The sequence below is a fragment of the Phenylobacterium sp. genome, from assembly GCF_004799515.1.
Classification (GTDB): Bacteria; Pseudomonadota; Alphaproteobacteria; order Caulobacterales; family Caulobacteraceae; genus Phenylobacterium.
Genome location: NZ_SSMX01000047.1, coordinates 1 through 17,469, shown reverse-complemented (window position 1 = coordinate 17,469; position 17,469 = coordinate 1). Strand labels below are relative to the sequence as shown.

The 17,469-nt window shown below is 70.5% G+C and carries 12 protein-coding genes; 7 read left to right on the top strand and 5 right to left on the bottom strand.

Annotation, left to right across the window (positions count from 1 at the left end):
• Positions 1-40 precede the first annotated feature (40 nt).
• The 6 genes from E8A49_RS18600 (at position 41) to E8A49_RS18575 (ending at position 8,752) form a co-directional block, all read left to right on the top strand.
• Positions 41-721: a response regulator transcription factor gene (locus tag E8A49_RS18600; RefSeq protein WP_293385040.1), complete on the top strand. Its 681-nt coding sequence runs from the start codon at positions 41-43 to the stop codon at positions 719-721.
• Positions 708-2,066 carry a HAMP domain-containing sensor histidine kinase gene (locus tag E8A49_RS18595; RefSeq protein WP_293385037.1) on the top strand — a complete coding sequence of 453 codons (1,359 nt, stop codon included), beginning with the start codon at positions 708-710 and terminating at the stop codon, positions 2,064-2,066. The genes E8A49_RS18600 and E8A49_RS18595 overlap by 14 nt, the downstream gene beginning before the upstream one ends.
• Before the next feature lie 7 nt (positions 2,067-2,073).
• Entirely contained in the window at positions 2,074-2,727 is a 654-nt protein-coding gene (locus E8A49_RS18590; RefSeq protein ID WP_293385034.1) for a response regulator transcription factor, read from the top strand.
• A 151-nt stretch (positions 2,728-2,878) separates the two neighbouring features.
• On the top strand, positions 2,879-6,070 hold the full coding sequence (locus E8A49_RS18585) for an efflux RND transporter permease subunit (protein ID WP_293385031.1): 3,192 nt from the start codon (positions 2,879-2,881) through the stop codon (positions 6,068-6,070).
• The gene (locus E8A49_RS18580) at positions 6,063-7,331 is read left to right on the top strand and encodes an efflux RND transporter periplasmic adaptor subunit (protein ID WP_293385028.1); all 1,269 of its coding nucleotides are present in this window, start codon (positions 6,063-6,065) and stop codon (positions 7,329-7,331) included. Before E8A49_RS18585 ends, E8A49_RS18580 begins: the two co-directional genes overlap by 8 nt.
• A gap of 11 nt (positions 7,332-7,342) precedes the next feature.
• A complete protein-coding gene (locus tag E8A49_RS18575; RefSeq protein WP_293385025.1) occupies positions 7,343-8,752 on the top strand; it encodes an efflux transporter outer membrane subunit in 1,410 nt (469 codons plus the stop codon).
• On the opposite strand, the gene E8A49_RS18570 is transcribed toward E8A49_RS18575, so the two are convergent.
• Positions 8,749-9,396, bottom strand: a complete 648-nt coding sequence (locus tag E8A49_RS18570; RefSeq protein ID WP_293385021.1) for an AraC family transcriptional regulator — start codon at positions 9,394-9,396, stop codon at positions 8,749-8,751. The two genes, E8A49_RS18575 and E8A49_RS18570, sit on opposite strands and share 4 nt — an antisense overlap.
• 116 nt (positions 9,397-9,512) lie before the next feature.
• Here E8A49_RS18570 and E8A49_RS18565 point away from each other — a divergent pair, with 116 nt between their 5' ends.
• Entirely contained in the window at positions 9,513-11,360 is a 1,848-nt protein-coding gene (locus tag E8A49_RS18565) for an aspartyl protease family protein (protein ID WP_293385018.1), read from the top strand.
• Between the two features lie 16 nt (positions 11,361-11,376).
• Here E8A49_RS18565 and E8A49_RS18560 read toward each other — a convergent pair whose 3' ends face one another.
• From E8A49_RS18560 to E8A49_RS18545, 4 genes are all read right to left on the bottom strand, one after another.
• Positions 11,377-12,744 carry an amidohydrolase family protein gene (locus E8A49_RS18560; protein ID WP_293385015.1) on the bottom strand — a complete coding sequence of 456 codons (1,368 nt, stop codon included), beginning with the start codon at positions 12,742-12,744 and terminating at the stop codon, positions 11,377-11,379.
• Complete coding sequence (locus E8A49_RS18555) at positions 12,744-14,207, bottom strand: amidohydrolase (protein WP_293385013.1); 1,464 nt, start codon at positions 14,205-14,207, stop codon at positions 12,744-12,746. Before E8A49_RS18555 ends, E8A49_RS18560 begins: the two co-directional genes overlap by 1 nt.
• A gap of 147 nt (positions 14,208-14,354) precedes the next feature.
• Positions 14,355-16,301 carry a glucans biosynthesis glucosyltransferase MdoH gene (gene mdoH / locus E8A49_RS18550; RefSeq protein ID WP_293385009.1) on the bottom strand — a complete coding sequence of 649 codons (1,947 nt, stop codon included), beginning with the start codon at positions 16,299-16,301 and terminating at the stop codon, positions 14,355-14,357.
• 133 nt (positions 16,302-16,434) lie between these two features.
• Positions 16,435-17,109: a DUF998 domain-containing protein gene (locus tag E8A49_RS18545; protein WP_293385006.1), complete on the bottom strand. Its 675-nt coding sequence runs from the start codon at positions 17,107-17,109 to the stop codon at positions 16,435-16,437.
• Between the last annotated feature and the right edge of the window lie 360 nt (positions 17,110-17,469).

Sequence of the window (17,469 nt, the reverse complement as noted above, 5' to 3'; positions counted from 1 at the left end):
CGCGGGGAACGGATGCGGCGGGGCCGCGGCAGGAACTGCGATGCCGAAGATCCTGGCGATCGAGGACGACGCCACCACGGGCAAGGAGATCGTCGCCGAGCTCAAACAGCACGGCTTCGACGTGGAATGGGTGGCCGACGGCCGCGACGGCCTGTTGCGCGCGGTGAGCGGCGACTTCGACGCGGTGATCCTGGACCGCCTGCTGCCGCGCATGGACGGCCTGGCCATCGTCACCGTGATGCGCGGCGCCGACGTCAACATCCCGGTCCTCATGATCAGCGCGCTCAGCGACGTGGACGAGCGCATCCGCGGCCTCAGGGCCGGCGGCGACGACTATATGACCAAGCCCTTCGCCTCGGAGGAGCTGGCCGCGCGGCTCGAGGTGCTGCTGCGCCGACGCGAGGCTGCGCCGCGTCAGTCGACGCTGTCGGTGGCCGACCTCGACCTCGACCTGATGAGCCGCACCGCCCGGCGCGGCGGCGCCGACATCAAGCTGATGCCGACGGAGTTCAAGCTCCTGGAGTTCATGATGCGCAACTCCGGTCAGATCCTCACCCGCACCATGATCTTCGAAGCGATCTGGGGTTATCACTTCGATCCGGGCACCAACCTGATCGACGTCCATCTGGGGCGCCTGAGGCGCAAGATCGACCGGCCGGGGCTCGCGCCCCTGATCCAGACAATCCGCGGCTCGGGGTACGCCATCCATGCGCCCGAGTGAGCTCTGGCGCACGACGCCCTTCCGCCTGACCCTGATGAACGGGGCGGTGTTCGGCCTGGCCGTGCTGGCGCTGATGGGGGTGATCTACCAGCAGACCGCCGGCTACCTGACCCGCCAGATTGACGGCATCGTGGTCAGCGAGGCGCGCAACCTGGTCTCCGGCGGCTCCGAACACCTGCCCGAGCGGGTGACCCAGGCGGTGGCCACCGACGCCCGCCACATCGGCTACTACGGCCTGTTCTCAGCCGAAGGGATCTGGATCTGCGGCAATGTGCGGATGCTGCCGCCGCGCTTCCCCATCGACGGCGTCCCGCGCGAGATCCACTCACCTAACCTGCAGCCGGGCTCGCGCGCCCTGGTCGAGCGCCTGCCCTGGGGCGAGATCCTCTATGTCGGCCACGACGCCCTGGTGCTGACCGGCCTGCGCAGCATCGAGGTCAATGCGCTGCTGTTCAGCGGCGGCCTGGCTCTGGTCCTGGGCCTCGCCGCCGCCGCCCTGCTGAGCGTCCGGCCCCTGCAACGGATCGACAACCTGCGCGAGGCCAGCCGCGCGGCGCTGAAGGGCGAGCTCGGCCTGCGCCTGCCGGTGTCGCGCCGCCGTGACGAGATCGACATGCTGGCAGGCGTCGCCAACGCCATGATGGACGAGGCCGAACGCCTGCTCTGGGAGGTGAAGAGCGTCGGTGAGAATGTCGCCCACGACCTGCGCACCCCGCTCAACCGCCTCAGGGCCCTGCTCTACCGGGTGAGCCAGGAGACCCGGCTGGAGGGTCCCGAGCGCCAGATGATCGACCAGGCCCTGGCCGAGACCGACGAGCTGCTCACCCGCTTCCGCGCCCTGCAGCGGATCGGTGAGATCGAACGGCGCGACCGCCAGGCCTTCTTCGAGCCGGTGCGGCTGCAGAGCGTGCTGGAGCATGTGATCGAGCTGCACGAGCCCCTGGCCGAAGACCGCGGCGTGGAGCTGGCCGCCGACATCGCCGCCGACGCGCCGCAGGTGCAGGCCGACCCGACGCTCCTGTTCGAAGCGGTGAGCAACGTCGTCGACAACGCGCTGAAGTTCACGCCCAGCGGCGGCAAGGTCTGCATCCGCCTGGTCACCCGGCCGGAAGGCCCGCGGATAGAGGTGTCGGACAACGGCCCCGGCGTGCCGCAGGCCGAGCGCGAGGCGGTGCTGCAGCGCTTCTACCGCGCCGCGCGCACCCGCAACGAGCCCGGCTCGGGCCTGGGCCTCAGCATCGTCACCGCCATCGCGCGCATGCACCACTTCACCCTGGTGCTGGAGGACGCCCGGCCGGGCCTGCGGGTGGCGCTGAACTGCTGGCCGCGCGGGCTGGAGGCCTGAAGCCGCCATGCGCCTGCTCTATGCCGCCTTCACCGGCGATCCCTACATCGGCCACGCCCTGGCCGAGGCGGGCCACGTGGTGGAGACCGCCCAGGACCTGGCCGAACTGCTGCTGTTGGCGGAGGAGGGCGGCGACTACGACGCGGTGCTGATGGAGCTGGCCGAGCCCGGCCCGGCGCTCGCCGAGGCGGCCCGCGCGGCGCAGGGGCTGGTCGTGGTGGCGGTGCTGGACCGCGCCGCGCCGCGCGAGCGCGCCGCCCTGCTGCGCGCCGGGGTGGACGCGGTGTTCACCCGCCCGGCGCACTTCCGCGAGCTGGAGGCCAGGCTGGCGGCGCTCTCCCGGCTGGGCCGCGCCGCCGAGCCCGCGCCCGATACCGCCTCGGCCTTCAGCCTGGACGCGGCCAGCCGCACCGCCCGCCTGGGCGGGCGAACCTTAAGGCTCACCCAGCGCGAATACGCCCTCCTGGACTACCTGGCGGCGCGGGCCGGCGAGGTGGTCGCCGCCCAGCAGGTGGTCGACCACGTCTGGGGCGATGCGGCCGACGCGGGGCCGGAGCGGCTGCGCAGCGCGCTGGCCCGCCTGCGCGGCCGGCTGGCGGAGGCTTTCGGGCGGCCGCTGATCGAGACCGTGCGCGGCCACGGCTACCGCTTCGATGGCTAGATGAAACAATCTTCATCTGGCTGACACGGCCGATTTAAGCGGCGGGGTCCAAGAGGCTCCCGCGCGGTTCCCTATCCCCGCGCCGGTTCCGCGTGCGCCCCGCCCCCAAGCCACGCACGCGGAACCCCCAATTCCGCCGGAGCCCTGTTCGTTGAACGCCCTCGTCCGTATCGCGCTCTCGCGACCCTATACCTTCATTGTCATGTCGGTCCTGATCCTGATCTTCGGGATCATGGCGGCGCTGAAGACCCCCACCGACATCTTCCCCGACATCCGCGTGCCGGTGATCGGCGTGGCCTTCAACTATGCGGGCCTGTCGCCCAACGACATGTCCAACCGGATTGTCACCCAGTTCGAGCGCTTCCTGACCACGACGGTCAACGACGTGGAGCACACCGAGAGCCAGTCGCTGCCCGGCATCGGCATCGTGAAGATATTCTTCCAGCCGGGCACCGATATCCGCACCGCGACCGCCCAGGTGACGGCCACCGCCCAGACCTCGATCCGGCAGATGCCGCAGGGCGTGACGCCGCCGCTGGTGCTGAACTATTCGGCGGCGACCGTGCCGATCCTGCAGTTGGCCGATTCCGACAAGACCCTCTCCGAGCAGAAGCTGTTCGACCTGAGCCAGGTGGTCATCCGCCCGGTGATCACCACCGTGCCCGGCGCCGCCACGCCCTATCCCTACGGCGGTGTGGTGCGGCAGATCCAGATCGACCTCGACCCCAACGCCCTGCAGTCGAAGGGCGTCTCGGCCAACGACGTGAGCAACGCGCTGGCCGCCCAGAACCAGATCCTGCCGGCCGGCTTCGTGAAGATCGGCTCCTACCAATACAACGTCCGGCTCAACGACGCGGCCGACACCATCGAGGACCTCAACAACCTGCCGGTGAAGACAGCGGGCGGGGCCACCATCTTCATGCGCGACGTGGCGCAGGTGCGCGACGGCTCCGGCCCGCAGACCAACATCGTCCACGTGGACGGCGGTCGGGCGGTTCTGTCGACCATCCTGAAGACCGGCTCGGCCTCGACCTTGGCGGTGGTCCAAGGGGTGAAGGACAAATTGCCGCTCCTGGCCGAACAACTCCCGTCGACCTTCAAGATCACCGCCCTGAACGACCAGTCCCTGTTCGTGAAGGGCTCGATCTCGGGCGTGGTGAGGGAGGGCGCCATCGCTGCGGCGCTCACCAGCGTCATGATCCTGCTGTTCCTGGGTTCCTGGCGTTCGACGCTGATCATCGCCGTCTCGATCCCGTTGTCGGTGCTGGCGGCGATCGCAACGCTCTCCGTCACCGGCCAGACGCTGAACATCATGACCCTGGGCGGCCTGGCTCTGGCCGTGGGCATCCTGGTGGACGACGCCACCGTGACCATCGAGAACATCAACTGGCACCTGGAGCAGGGCAAGGAGGTCCGCGAGTCGATCCTGGACGGCGCGGCCCAGATCGCCACGCCGGCCTTCGTCTCCCTGCTCTGCATCTGCATCGTGTTCGTACCGATGTTCCTCTTGAAGGGCGTGGCGGGCTTCCTGTTCGTGCCCATGGCGATGTCGGTGGTCTACGCCATGATCGCCTCCTTCATCCTGTCGCGGACCCTGGTCCCGACCATGGCCCTCTACCTCCTGAAGCCCCACGCCGAAGAGCAGGCCAAGGCGCAGAGCTCGCGCAATCCGCTGAGCCGCCTACAGCAGCGATTCGAGGAAGGCTTCGCCGCCGGCCGCTCGATCTATGCCGGCCTGCTGGAACGGGCGATGGGCGCGCGCCGGCCGTTCCTGTTCGGCTTCCTGGCCCTAATCCTGCTGTCCTTCGGGCTCGCGCCCTTCCTGGGCAGCAACTTCTTCCCGTCGGTGGACGCCGGCACCATGACCATCCACATCCGCGCCCCGGTCGGCACGCGGCTGGAGGACACCTCGGTCGAGTTCGGCCGCATCGAGTCCACCATCCGCCAGGTGATCCCGCCGGACGAACTGGGCTCGCTGATCGACAACATCGGCATCCCGAACAGCTCCATCAACATGGTCTATTCGAACTCCGGGGTGATCGGTCCGCAGGACGGCGACATCTATGTCAGCCTGAAGGAGCACCACCATCCGACGCCCGGCTATGTGAAGCGGCTGCGCGAGGTGCTGCCGCGCCAATTCCCGGGCACGGTCTTCGCCTTCCTGCCGGCCGACATCGTCAGCCAGATCCTGAACTTCGGCTCGCCCGCGCCCATCGACCTGCAGGTCTCGGGCCCCAACGCCGCGGCCAACAGGGTCTACGCCAACATGCTGCTCGAGAAGATCCGCGGCGTCCGCGGCCTGGCCGACGTGCGCATGCAGCAGCCGGAAGGCGGGCCGGAGCTGCGCGTCGACATCGACCGCGCCCGCGTCGCCCAGCTGGGTCTGGCCGAGCGCGACGTGACCAACAGCCTCTTGGCCACCCTGTCCGGCAGCGGCCAGGTCGCGCCCACCTACTGGGTGAACCCGCAGAACGGCGTGTCCTATCCGATCGTCGCCCAGACGCCGGAGTTCCGCGTCCCGTCCATCGCGGGCCTGGAGAGCGTGCCGATCAACGGCCCGACCGGCGGAGGGGAACAGACCCTGGGCGGCTTGGGCGTGATCACCCGCGACTCTTCCCCCGCGGTGGTCAGCCACTACAACGCCCTGCCGGTGATCGACATCTTCGCCACGACCCAGGACCGCGACCTGGGCTCGGTGACCCGCGACATCAACAAGATCCTGAAGGACGCCGCCAAGGACCGGCCGAAGGGCGCCACCATCACCCTGCGCGGCCAGATGGTGACCATGAACGACGCCTTCTCGGGCCTGTTCTTCGGCATCATCGCGGCGATCGTGCTGATCTACCTCCTGATCGTCGTGAACTTCCAATCCTGGCTGGACCCGTTCGTGATCATCACCGCTCTGCCGGCGGCGCTGGCCGGGATCGTCTGGATGCTGTTCGCCACCGGCACGACGCTCTCGGTGCCGGCGCTGACCGGCGCGATCATGTGCATGGGGGTGGCCACCGCCAACTCCATCCTGGTCATCGCCTTTGCGCGGGAACGGCTCGACGCCACGGGAGATGCGATCCGCGCCGCCACCGAGGCCGGTTACACCCGCTTCCGCCCGGTGGTCATGACCGCCTCGGCCATGATCATCGGCATGGTGCCCATGGCGCTGGGCCTGGGCGAGGGTGGCGAGCAGAACGCGCCCCTCGGCCGCGCCGTGATCGGCGGCTTGATCTTCGCCACCATCGCCACCCTGATATTCGTCCCCGTGGTCTTCAGCCTGGTGCACGGCCGCCGCCACGCGCATGCGCCGCACCCGGTCGCGGGGCCGATCCCCGGAGAATCCTATGCCTGACTCATCGCCCGTGAATTTCCCGGAGACCCCGGAGCCGAGCGTTGGCGCGCCGCATGGCGGCCACGATTCAGGCAGCCATGACTTCACCACGCCGGTGGTGACGCACGTCTCCGACGGGCGGCTGAGGCTCCTGGGCCTGGCCGCCGCGATCGTGGCGGTGATCGTGGTGGCGGTCGGCCTGTTCAACCGCTTCAGCGCCGACCGGAGCATGAAGACCTGGACGCACGAGCAGACCATCCCGACCATCGGCCTGGCCAAGATACAGGCTGGCGGCGACCGTGCGCTGGTCCTGCCCGGCGATGTCGAGGCCTTCTACAACGCCCCGATCCACGCCCGCGTCTCGGGCTATCTCAAGAAGTGGTACGTCGACATCGGCACGCCGGTGAAGGCGGGCCAGGTGCTGGCCGACATCGACACGCCGGACCTCGACCAGCAGGTGCTGCAGGCCCGTGCGGACCTCGCCACCGCCGAGGCCAACCAGAAGCTCTCCTCCACCACCGCCGATCGCTGGAAGGGCCTGGTGGCCGCCGACGCCGTCTCCAAGCAGGAGGCCGACGAGAAGTTCGGCGACCTGGCCGCAAAGACCTCCCTGGTCAATTCGTCCAAGGCCAATCTGAACCGCCTGCTGGCCCTGGAGTCGTTCAAGAAGATCACCGCGCCCTTCGCCGGCGTGGTCACCGCGCGCAACACCGACATCGGCCAGCTGATCGCCGCCGGGACGCCTACCGACCAGGCGCTGTTCACCGTCGCCGACCAACACAAGCTGCGCGTCTATGTCCGCGCGCCGCAGAACTATTCGGCCCTGATCCACAACGGCATGACGGCAGACCTGACCCTGCCGGAATACCCGGGCCAGACCTTCAAGGCGACGGTCGCCACCCAGGCGCAGTCGGTGGGCGCCGCCAGCGGGGCCGAACTCATCGAGCTGTCGCTCGACAACACCGACGGCAAGATCAAGTCCGGCGATTACGCCCAGGTGACCTTCCATCTGATCGCGCCGCAGAGCACGATCCGCGTGCCCTCGACCGCCCTGCAGTACCGCAACCAGGGCCCGGTGGTGGCCGTGGTCGGTCCCGATAGCCGCGTGAAGCTGCGCAAGGTGGTGATCAACCGCGACCTGGGTTCGTCCGTGGAGATCGGTTCGGGCCTCGATCCGGACGACCGTGTGGTCGACAACCCGCCGGAAGCCCTCGTCGACGGGGACCTGGTCCGCGTCGCCGGCGCCTCGGCCCAGAAGATCGCGCCGAAGGCCGGCGCGTGAGGTCAGGTCTGATGAAACGCCTGGCGCTGGGCGCGAGCACGCTGGCCCTCCTCGGCGGGGTTCTGGCGGGCTGTTCGCTGGCGCCGCCCTATGCGCCGCCGGCGACGCCGGTGGCCGCCGCCTACAAGGAAAACGGGCCCTGGACGCCCGCCGCCCCTGCCGACGCCCAGCCGCGTGGCCAGTGGTGGGCGATGTTCTCCGATCCGGTGCTCGACGACCTGGAAGCGCGCGCCGAGAAGGCCAACCCGACCCTCGCCGCCGCGGTGGCGGCCTACGACCAGGCCCGCGCGCTCGCCTCCCAGGCCCGCGCCGGCCTTGTGCCGGAGATCGACGGGACCGCGCTCAACAACCGCCAGCGCCGCTCGGACAACGAGCCGCTGCGGGTGGGCGGGCCGAACAACTACACCACCAACCAGGTGGGCGTCTCGGTGGCCTATGAGATCGACCTCTGGGGCCGCTTGCGCAACCTGGCCCGCGGCGCCGGCGAACGCGCCCAGGCCAGCGAGGCGGACCTGAAGTCCGCACGCCTGTCCCTGCAGGCCGATCTGGCCGACGACTACATGAGCCTGCGCGGCTTCGACTCCCAGATCCGCCTGCTCGACTCGACCGTGACCGCCTACGAGCGCGCCCTGCAGCTGACCCAGATCCTGCATAACGGCGGCAACGCCACAGGCCTCGACGTCGCCCGCGCCCAGACCCAGCTCTCCTCCGCCAAGGCCCAGCTCACCGACACCCAGGCCAGCCGCGCCCTGATGGAGCACGCCATCGCCGCCCTGGTGGGCGAGAGCGCCTCCAACTTCAGCCTGGCGGCGGTCGACAAGGACCTGCCGCAGCCGAAGGTCCTGGTCAGCGCGCCGTCGGTCCTGCTGCAGCGCCGCCCCGATATCGCTGCAGCCGAGCGGCGCGCGGCCGCGGCCAACGCCGATGTGGGCGTGGCGCGCGCGGCCCTCTATCCGACGCTCACCCTGGACGGCTCGGCCGGCTGGCAGAACGCCGGCGCCGGCAACAGCCTGCTCACCGCGCCCAACACCTTCTGGCTGCTGGGTCCGCAGCTGGCCGGAGCGATCTTCGACGGAGGCCGCCGCGCCGCTGGCGTGCGCGCCTCCAAGGCCGCGTTCGAGCAGGCCAGCGCCAACTACCGCGAGACGGTGCTGAACGCCTTCCGCGATGTGGAGGACCAGATGGCCCTCGCCAACCGTCTGGCCGTCGAGGCCAAGGACGCCAACGACGCGGTCACCGCCGCGGAGCGCACGGTGGACCTGGCCAACATCCGCTACCGCCAGGGCGTGGCCACCTACCTCGACGTGGTCACCGCCCAGACCGCGGCGCTCACCGCCGAGCAGACGGCGATCCAGCTCACCACCCGTCGGCTGCAGGCCAGCGTCGACCTGACCCGCGCGCTCGGCGGCGCCTGGAGCTAGGCCGCCAGGCGGCGTAGGCCGGCCGGCGTCGTCCGCGCCAGCGTCTGGATCGCACGGCTCATGTGCGCCTGGTCGGCGAAGCCGCAATCCTGGGCGATCAGGCTGAGCGGTTCCGGTGAGTCCCGCACCGCGGCGATGGCGCGCCGCGTCCTCTGGACCAGGCGATAGCTCACCGGGGCCATGCCGAACACCTGCCGGAAGCCGCGGCTGACGCTGCCCAGATGCAGGCCGCGCTCGCGCGCCCAGGCGCCCAGGCAAAGCCCCGGATCGTCGTTCAGCGCCCGGGCCAGCAGGTCGGGCCAGTCGGCGGGCGCCGCCGCCTTAGGCCTCAGCTCCGCGAACAGCCGCCGGGCGGCCTCGCCGCGGTCCCGCTCGGCCATGCGAGCGAGCGCGTCGGGATCGGCGACCCGGCCCTGCAGCCGATGGGCGTCCGCATCGGCGATCTCCAGCACCAGCACCTCGGCCCCGCGGCCGTCGAAGCGGTCGAGGTGGCTCTCCCAGGCCTGGTGCAGCAGGACATCGCCCGCCTCCATCCGGTGCCGCCCGGTGTCGCCGGCCTCCACATAGCCGCCGGACAGGACCACCGCGGCGAAGGCGTGGTCGTGCAGGTGGCGCGGCAGCGTCTCGCGCGGGGCATGGCGCATGCGGCCAGGCTCGGCATCGCGCAGCGCCGGCGCGCCTGCCTGTGAAATGCGTTCAAGATCGCCCATGGACCAAGGGCTAAGGCGGGGATCGGTGCGTTGCAATTTAAAGAGACGTCATGAAAACCTTCCTCGCCGCCGCCCTAACCCTCTCCTTCGCCGGCGTCGCCAACAGCCAAGCCGCCGCGCCGACGGCCGCCGCCGTGCTTGACGCCAACCACGCCGCGGTGGGCGACCTGCCGGCGGCCGGCGCCGCGGAGTTCGACTACAGCCACACCGGATCGGGCCTCACCGGCCCCGCGGTGACGCGGTTCGACCTCGCCACCGGCGCCTATGTGGAGAGCCAGGACGCTGACGGGGTCCACAACAGCGACGGCTACGACGGTTGCGTCCCCTGGCAGCAGGACATCTCGCTCGCCTACACGCCCCAGCAGGGCGGCGACCGGGTCCCGATGGCGGTGGACCTGGCCTACCGCAACGCGAACCTCTGGTGGCGCCCCGACCGCGGCGGGGCCGAGGTCGCCTACGTCGGCCGCGAGATCGAGGGCGGCCGGGCGCTGGACCACCTGTCGGTCGCGCCGCGCGGCGGCAAGCGCTTCGACGCCTGGTTCGACGCTGAGACCCACCGCCTGGCCAGGATCGCCTACGACACGCAGTTCCTGCACATGAAGGAGACCTATTCGGACTACCGGCGCGAGGGCGGGCTCAACCTGCCGCACAAGATCGCGTCCGATCCGGGCATGGGCGCCGAGGGCGTCGAGACTTCGGTGCTCGACAAGGTGAGCTTCGGGCCGGCGCGGCCGCTCTCGGCCTACGCCATGCCCACCGCCCCGCCGACGGGCGCGGTCATCGCCGGCGGCGCGGCCAGCACGACGGTCCCGTTCCGCCTGCTCAACAACCACATCTATGTGCAGGCCACGGTGGACGGCAAAGGGCCCTACACCTTCATCGTCGACACCGGCGGCCACACCCTGCTCTCGCCGCAGCTGGTCCAGCAGGTGGGGCTGAAGTCGGTGGGCGAAGGGGTCTCCAGCGGCGCGGGCGAGGGGCATTCCTCCCTGGGCTTTGTCCGCTATGGCGAGATCGCCATCGGCGGCGTTCGGCTGAAGGACCAGATGGGCTTCGCCACCGGCATCTACGATCCCTCGATCGAGGGCATCGCGGTCGACGGCATGGTGGGCTTCGAGCTGATCCGCCGGATGGTCACCACCGTCGACTACGGCAAGCAGACCATCACCTTCACCGATCCCGCGAAGTTCAGGCCGAGCCCGGCGTTGGGCGTCGCCGTGCCGTTCGTCTTCTACGACCACCTGCCGTTCGTCGCGGGATCGGTGGCGGGCCTGCCGACCCACTTCGACATCGACACCGGCTCGCGCTCGCAGATCGACTTCACCAGCCCCTTCGTGAAGGCCCACGACCTGAAGGCGCGGTTCTCGAAAGGCGCCAGCGCCGTGGTCGGCTGGGGCGTCGGCGGCCCGTCGCGGTCCTATGTGGTGCGCCTGACCTCGCTGACGCTGGGCGGCGTGCCGGTCGAGGGCGTCGCCGCGGGTCTGGTCGAGGACAAGGGCGGCTCGATGACCGACCCCAACTACGACGGCAATGTCGGCAGCGGCCTCCTGAAGCGCTTCGTGGTCACCTTCGACTACGCCCACCAGGTCATGTACCTGAAGCGGATCACGCCGACGCCGCCGGACGTGGGGACCTTCGACCGCTCGGGCCTGTGGATCAACGCCAAGGACGGCGGCTACGCGGTGACCGACGTCGCCAAGGACAGCGCCGGGGCCGAGGCCGGCGTGGCGGTCGGCGACGTGATCACCGCCATCGACGGCCAGCCCGCCGTGGCCGATCAGCTGGCCGACGCGCGCCGCAAGCTGCGGTCTGAGCCGGTCGGGACCAAGGTCGCGCTCACCGTCCGCCGCGGCGGCGAGAGCCGCGCGGTCACGCTCACCCTGCGCGACCAGATCTAGGCCGCCCCCGCCTGGGTTACGGGTGGACGTAGCCCGGCGGCAGCGGGAGGGCGAGGTCCTTGTAGCGGTCGCGCAGCTCGGTCTGGCGGGAGGTCATCGGCTGGGCCTGGCCGTGGATGAAGACCGCGGTCGGCTGGCTGAGCGGCTCGAAGGGGTCGCCGGTCCAGACCACCAGGTCGGCGTCCTTCCCGGGCTCCAGGCTGCCGGTGCGGTCGGCCACGCCGAAGATCTTCGCCGGGTTGATGGTGATGGCCGCCAGCGCCGCGCCGTAGGCCATGCCGTGGGAGACGGCGCTGCCGGCCTCATAGCGGGTCTCGCGCACGCGGGCCGAGCCGCCGGTGCTCTCGAAGGCCACGGTCACGCCGGCGGCGGAGAGGCGGCCGGCGTTATCCAGGGTGGCGGCGAGCTCTTCATAGCTCTCCGGCCGGTCGTCAAAGGGGTTCATCAGCACCGGCACGCCCGCCTTGGCGATCTCGGGCGCCACCACCCAGCCCTCCTGCGCGCCATCGAGGATGACCTTGATGTGCTCGTCGCGGGCGAAGGCCAGCACCTGACGGATGTCGGAGGCCCGCTTGACCACGGCCACAACCGGCATCTTACCCTCGACCACCGGGATCAGGGCCTCCAGGTCGCCCTTGGAGAGCCCGAGGTCCCGGTAGGCGGCTTTGTCGTAGGCGGCCTTGTTCTTCATGTAGTCGCGGACGTCGGCGAAAGCCTCCTTCAGCGCCACAAACTCCGCGCCGCGCGCCCCGCCGGCGAGGGCCGCGCCGCCGGACCCGAAGGGCGCGACCATGGCCACCCTGGCCTTGGTCAGGATCGTGTCGCCCGTGCCTAGGTCGATCACCGCGCCCTGGCCCGAAAACAGGGTGTGGGACTTGGAGCCCTCCCCGCTCGGGCCGGCGGTGTACTGGCTGGCGTCGTCGTCATCCTCTTCGTCGGCGTCGCCGCCGCGGCGGCCCGCGGGGATCGGCAGGACGACGGCGCTGGTCAGGCCGCCGAGGCGGGCCACGGGGAACAGGACCGATCCCGGGTTCAGCCCATACTGGATGTCGAAGGACGCCCCGATCTCGGGATTGTTCACCGAGAGGTCGTTGCCCAGGGAGCCCACCTCGACCTCGCCCAGCATCGAGCCGGTGGCGAAGAAGCCGGGCGCGACCACGCCGCCGCGCGCGTCGATCACCCGCGCGCCGGCCGGAACCGCGGCGCTGGCGCCGACGGCGGCGATCTTGCCGTCCTTGATGACCACCGTCCCGGACGCGATCTCGCCGGCCGGACCGGCGGTCAGAATCTTGGCGTTGGTGATGGCGACGGTCTCGGCGTTCGCCGCCGCCGCGCCGAGGGTAAGCGCGGCGAGCGCGCAGGCGCTGAACAGGACCTTGCGCATCAGCGGACTCCTTCGCCGGGCTGGCCGAGGTCGAAGTCCGAGCGCGGCTGGTAACGGGGATCGTGGCGGTCGTAGGAGATCGCGCCGTCGAGATAGACCCGGTCGGTTCGGGCGTAGATCGAGAAGGGGTCATGGTCCCAGATCACCAGATCGGCGCGCTTGCCGGGCTCCAGGCTGCCGGTCTGCTTGTCGATCCCGATCGCCTTGGCCGGGTTGGAGGTGATCCATCTTATGGCGTCGGCCTCGGTGATCTGCAGCCCGGCGGCGCGGCCGGCGGCGAGCGCCTCGGCGGCCTCCTGGTTCAGGCGCTGGATCAGGTCGGGGTCGTCGGACTTGATGACCGCGCAGCCGCCCTTGGCCGCGTTGACCAGGGCCGCATTGGCCTCAATGCCGTCCAGCATCTCCATCTTGCCGCCCCACCAGTTGGCCCAGGTGGCGACGCAGATGTGGTTGTCGGCCAAAAGGTCGGCGATCTTGTAGGCCTCCACCGCGTGGTGGAATGCGGCGACGTGGTAGCCGAACTCCTTGGAGATATCGATCATCTGGGCCATCTCGTCGGCCCGGTAGCAGTGGTTCTCCACCAGGATCTCGCCACGCAGCACGGCCGACAGGGTGTCGAGGCCCAGGTCGCGCTTCGGTGGGTCGGCCTTTTCGCCCTTGGCGACCTTGGCGCGGTACTCGTCCCAGCGGCGCTGATAGTCGGCGGCGTTGATCCAGGCGGCGCGATAGCCGGCGACATTGCCCATCCGCGTCGAGGGCGCCCGGCCCTTGGAGCCGTAGACCCGCTTGGGGTTCTCGCCGCAGGCCATCTTCAGCACGTAGGGCGCGTCGGGGAACTTCATGTCCTGCACGGTGCGCGCGGGAATGTTGCGCAGGATCACGCCACGGCCGCCGATCAGGTTGCCGGAGCCCGGCAGGATCAGCAGCGTCGTGACCCCGCCGATGCGGGCGGTGTTGAAGCCGGGGTCCTGCGGCCACACCGAATGCTCGGCCCAGACCTCGGCGGTGACCGGATTGGTGAGCTCGTTGCCGTCGGAATTGGCCTGGACGGCGGGCGAGGCGTAGACGCCCAGGTGCGAGTGGGCGTCGATGATGCCCGGCGTCACCCACTTGCCGTGGGCGTCGACGGTCTCGTAGCCGGCCGGCACCGCCAGGCCCGCGCCGACCGCCTCGATCTTGCCGTCCTTGACCAGGACCACGCCGTTCTCGATCAGCTGGCCCGTGCCGGTGAAGACGCTGGCGCCGACCACGGCAGTGGGCCGGCTGGGCATCGGCCGGTAGGTGGACGGGAAGGCGTCGGCCCTGGCCATCGGGTCGAGGCCGGGCGGCAAGGGTTTGGGCTTGGCCGGCGCGGCCGGGGCGTCGGCCTTGGCCTCTGCGACCTTGGCCGGCGTCGTCGTGGTGGCGCAACCGCTCACCGCTGCAGCCACGATCAGCGTGGCCGCCCAGGTCCATAGGCGCATGGATCTACCCCAATCCCCGAAACCGAAGGCGGACGATAGGCGCAGCTTTGCCGCCGCGTAAACAGAGGCGCGTCATATTCCGCCGTTCGGCGGCGCGGCGCCTATTTCTGGGCGCGAATCCGCGAGCATGCAGTCCCAGCGGGGCAGTCAGCCCAGATTGGTGACGGTCTTCGGCGCCTGCGGCGCGGGCGTCAGGCGCGTCGGCGCGCGGAAGACGACCGGCGTGGCGCTCATCCCGTGGTCGTCTGGCGTCGTCAGGTAGCCCGCGCGGGCGGCGGCCTGGCCGAGGCTGAGGCGCGAGGTCAGGACGGCCAGCGGCGCGGCCAGCAGCAGCGGCACGACGATGGGGGCGAAGCACACCGCCAGATCCGGGCGGACGGCCAGGCCGGCGCAGAAAGCGAGGCCGGCCAGCATCTGCCAGCGCATGGCCTTGAGCGCGTCGCCCCAGGCCAGGCCGTCGGCGTCGCGCCGCTGCGGCCGCCAGCCCACGTCGCGCCCGCGCAGCGTCAGGAAGACCGCGCGGGTGTTGGCCACCATCATCACCGGGGCGAGCGCGCCCGATAGCAGGATCTCCAGGCCCATGCTCTTCAGCACCGCGCCCGCGCCGCCGAACGCGCGGCGCTCGCCCGGACGGTTCAGCACCAGCAGACAGCCCAGGAGCTTCGGCCCGATCAGCAGCAGGCCGGACAGCAGCGAGGTCAGCATGAAGGGCGTGAAGCTGGGATGCAGGACGTACCAGAAGGTCGACCAGTCGACCGGGTAGCGTAGCTGTAGGATGAGCCCGATCGCCAGGCCCATGAACCACAAGGGCGAGGACAGATAGGCCATGGCGCCCATCACCAGCTGGGCGCGGCTCAACGGGTGCAGGCCCGGCGCGTTCAGGAGGCCCAGGTGCTGCAGGTTGCCCTGGCACCAGCGTTGGTCGCGCTGCAGGAAGTCCAGCAGGGTCGGCGGCGTCTCCTCGCAGCTGCCGTCCAGGGCGGCGGTGACGTGCACCGCCCAGCCGCCGCGGCGCAGGAGCGCGGCCTCCACCACGTCGTGGCTGAGCACGTGGCCGCCGAAGGGCTTCTCGCCCTGCAGGATCGGCAGGCCGGCGCTCGAGGCAAAAGCCTCGGTGCGCACGATGGCGTTGTGGCCCCAGTAGCTGGCCTCCGACCCGGCCCACCAGGCCAGGCCCGCGGCGGCGACGCGGCCGTACATGCGCACCCCGAACTGCGACATGCGCGCGAACAGGGTGCCGGCGCGGGTGATGGTCGGCGCGGTCTGGATCAGGCCAACGCCCGGATGGCGCTCCATGGCGTCCACCAGCCGCAGGAGGGTGTCGCCGGCCATGGTGCTGTCGGCGTCCAGCACCACCATGAACTCATAGGCGCCGCCGAACCGGCGCACCCAGTCGCCGACGTTGCCGGCCTTGCGTTCGACGTTGTCCGTCCGCCGGCGCAGGTAGAGGCGGCTGTGCGCCGCCGGCCGCAGGACGCGGAAGGCCGCCCGCTCGGCCAGCACGACCTCGGCCTTGCGGGAGTCGCTGAGCACGAAGATGTCGAAGGCTTCTGATACGCCCAGCCGGGCCAGCGATTGGTCGAGCGCCGCTAGCCGGGCGAAGGCCGCGCCGGCGTCCTCATTATAAAGCGGCATCAGCAGCGCCGTGCGAGTGGTGGGCGGCGGTGGGTGTGGCGCGAAGGCCAGGTCGTCCTGCTCGCAGCCGGTGCGCAGCACGAAATAGCCGGCGACCGCAGTGCAGAACCAGCAGGCGATGGCGCTGGCCAGCACCAGGAAGACCGCAAACCCCAGGGTCTCCAGCCCGTCGAAGCCGCCTCGGCCGTAGAGGATCCACGGCCCCACCGCGACCAGGGCGGTCAACGCCAGGGCGCCGCCGAACACGGCCCAGCGCCGCAGGGCGATGTGGCGTGGCGAGGTCGCCGGCGGGGGCCCTTGCTGCGGCTGGACGTCGGAGGCGTCCAGGGAATCGAGATGCTGGCGCGGCATGGCCAGCGGCGCTTCCGGCGGCAGCCAGGGTTGCGGCGCGGCCTCGGTCTCAGCCTCCGGCCCGGCCCAGGGGGGCGATACTTCGCGTAGCGACGCCAGATCGCTCATAGCCACGTAGCCCCCAAGGCCTGTCGACTCGAACTGCGCATCCGCAGTGCTGCGATGCAGCATCCTAACCGATTCGCGGACAATCAATCACGAACTCGTGATTTTCACCAAAACAGATTCAAGTGGGCGCGGTCTAGGCTGTTTTTGTCGCAGTCGCCTGAAACCGTAGGCTCCGCTGCAGGGCGAAGGCCGCCACGCCCACCCAGCCGACCAGGATGATGGCGTAGCCGCGCTCCCACCATCCGACGTTGTCGTCGTTGACCAGGTGGGGCGCCACGAGGTGCTTGGTCAGCACGGTCAACACCGCCATGGCCACGAAGACCAGGGCCAGGAAGGCCTTGAGCCGGGCGAGGTCGCGGCGCGGCCACAGGCCCCAGAGCAGCAGCAGCGGCGCGAGCTGGATGCCCAGCGCCAGGTTGATGGCCAGGTGGCGGCGGTCCGGCCAGTGGTAGATCGCGGCCTGGGTCAGGCCCCAGCCGGCCAGGACGAAGACCAGGGCGGTCAGCGCCCCGGCCAGCCGCGCGCGGGTCAGGGTGACGATGGCCAGGCCAAAGCCGCAGCCGGCCGCGGCGGCCATCACGCCGGCCACGAACACCCCGGCGTTGAAGATCAGCGGCTGGCTGGCCGAGGCGCCGCCCAGCTCGCTGAGATACTGCCGGGCGGGATTGAACCCGGGATAGGCGGCCATGGCGCCGAGGGTGGTGGCCAACGCCAGCAGCGGCGCTGCGACCCCGCAGGCCAGCAGGGTCCGCGACGGCGAGAGCAGGCCCAGGCGCGAGGCTGACGGCGGGGACGAGGAGGAACTCACGCCCCTATTGATCGGCGGATTTGGCGTGGGAGTCACGCCGCGCCCATGCCGCAGGCGCTCGGTGGGGGCGCCCAGAAGTCAGGCGCTACGCCTGCGGGATGGGCATCCGGGGCGCGATGGCCCAAAGCTGCGCCTTAGGCTTGGCGCGAATCGTCCATCTCGCCGCTCATGGGACCACATCGGCGCCCGGATTGAGCAGCGATCCGCGGAGCCGCTGGCGTCCAGAGGCCGCCGTCGCAGCTCCCCTGGGGCGGCGGCCTCACCCCAAAAAATCAAACCCGGCGGCGAGGGGGGCTCGCCGCCGGGTGATTTGGTTCGGTTCCGCAGGCCACAAGGACCTGCGGTATCCGTCAGTGGGTT

Coding starts and splice junctions, on each gene's coding strand:
- E8A49_RS18560 (WP_293385015.1), bottom strand. CDS start 12,744: ATGCGCAAGGTCCTGTTCAGCGCCTGCGCGCTCGCCGCGCTTACCCTC.
- E8A49_RS18570 (WP_293385021.1), bottom strand. CDS start 9,396: ATGCGCCATGCCCCGCGCGAGACGCTGCCGCGCCACCTGCACGACCAC.
- E8A49_RS18600 (WP_293385040.1), top strand. CDS start 41: ATGCCGAAGATCCTGGCGATCGAGGACGACGCCACCACGGGCAAGGAG.
- E8A49_RS18595 (WP_293385037.1), top strand. CDS start 708: ATGCGCCCGAGTGAGCTCTGGCGCACGACGCCCTTCCGCCTGACCCTG.
- E8A49_RS18575 (WP_293385025.1), top strand. CDS start 7,343: ATGAAACGCCTGGCGCTGGGCGCGAGCACGCTGGCCCTCCTCGGCGGG.
- E8A49_RS18565 (WP_293385018.1), top strand. CDS start 9,513: ATGAAAACCTTCCTCGCCGCCGCCCTAACCCTCTCCTTCGCCGGCGTC.
- mdoH (WP_293385009.1), bottom strand. CDS start 16,301: ATGAGCGATCTGGCGTCGCTACGCGAAGTATCGCCCCCCTGGGCCGGG.
- E8A49_RS18580 (WP_293385028.1), top strand. CDS start 6,063: ATGCCTGACTCATCGCCCGTGAATTTCCCGGAGACCCCGGAGCCGAGC.
- E8A49_RS18590 (WP_293385034.1), top strand. CDS start 2,074: ATGCGCCTGCTCTATGCCGCCTTCACCGGCGATCCCTACATCGGCCAC.
- E8A49_RS18555 (WP_293385013.1), bottom strand. CDS start 14,207: ATGCGCCTATGGACCTGGGCGGCCACGCTGATCGTGGCTGCAGCGGTG.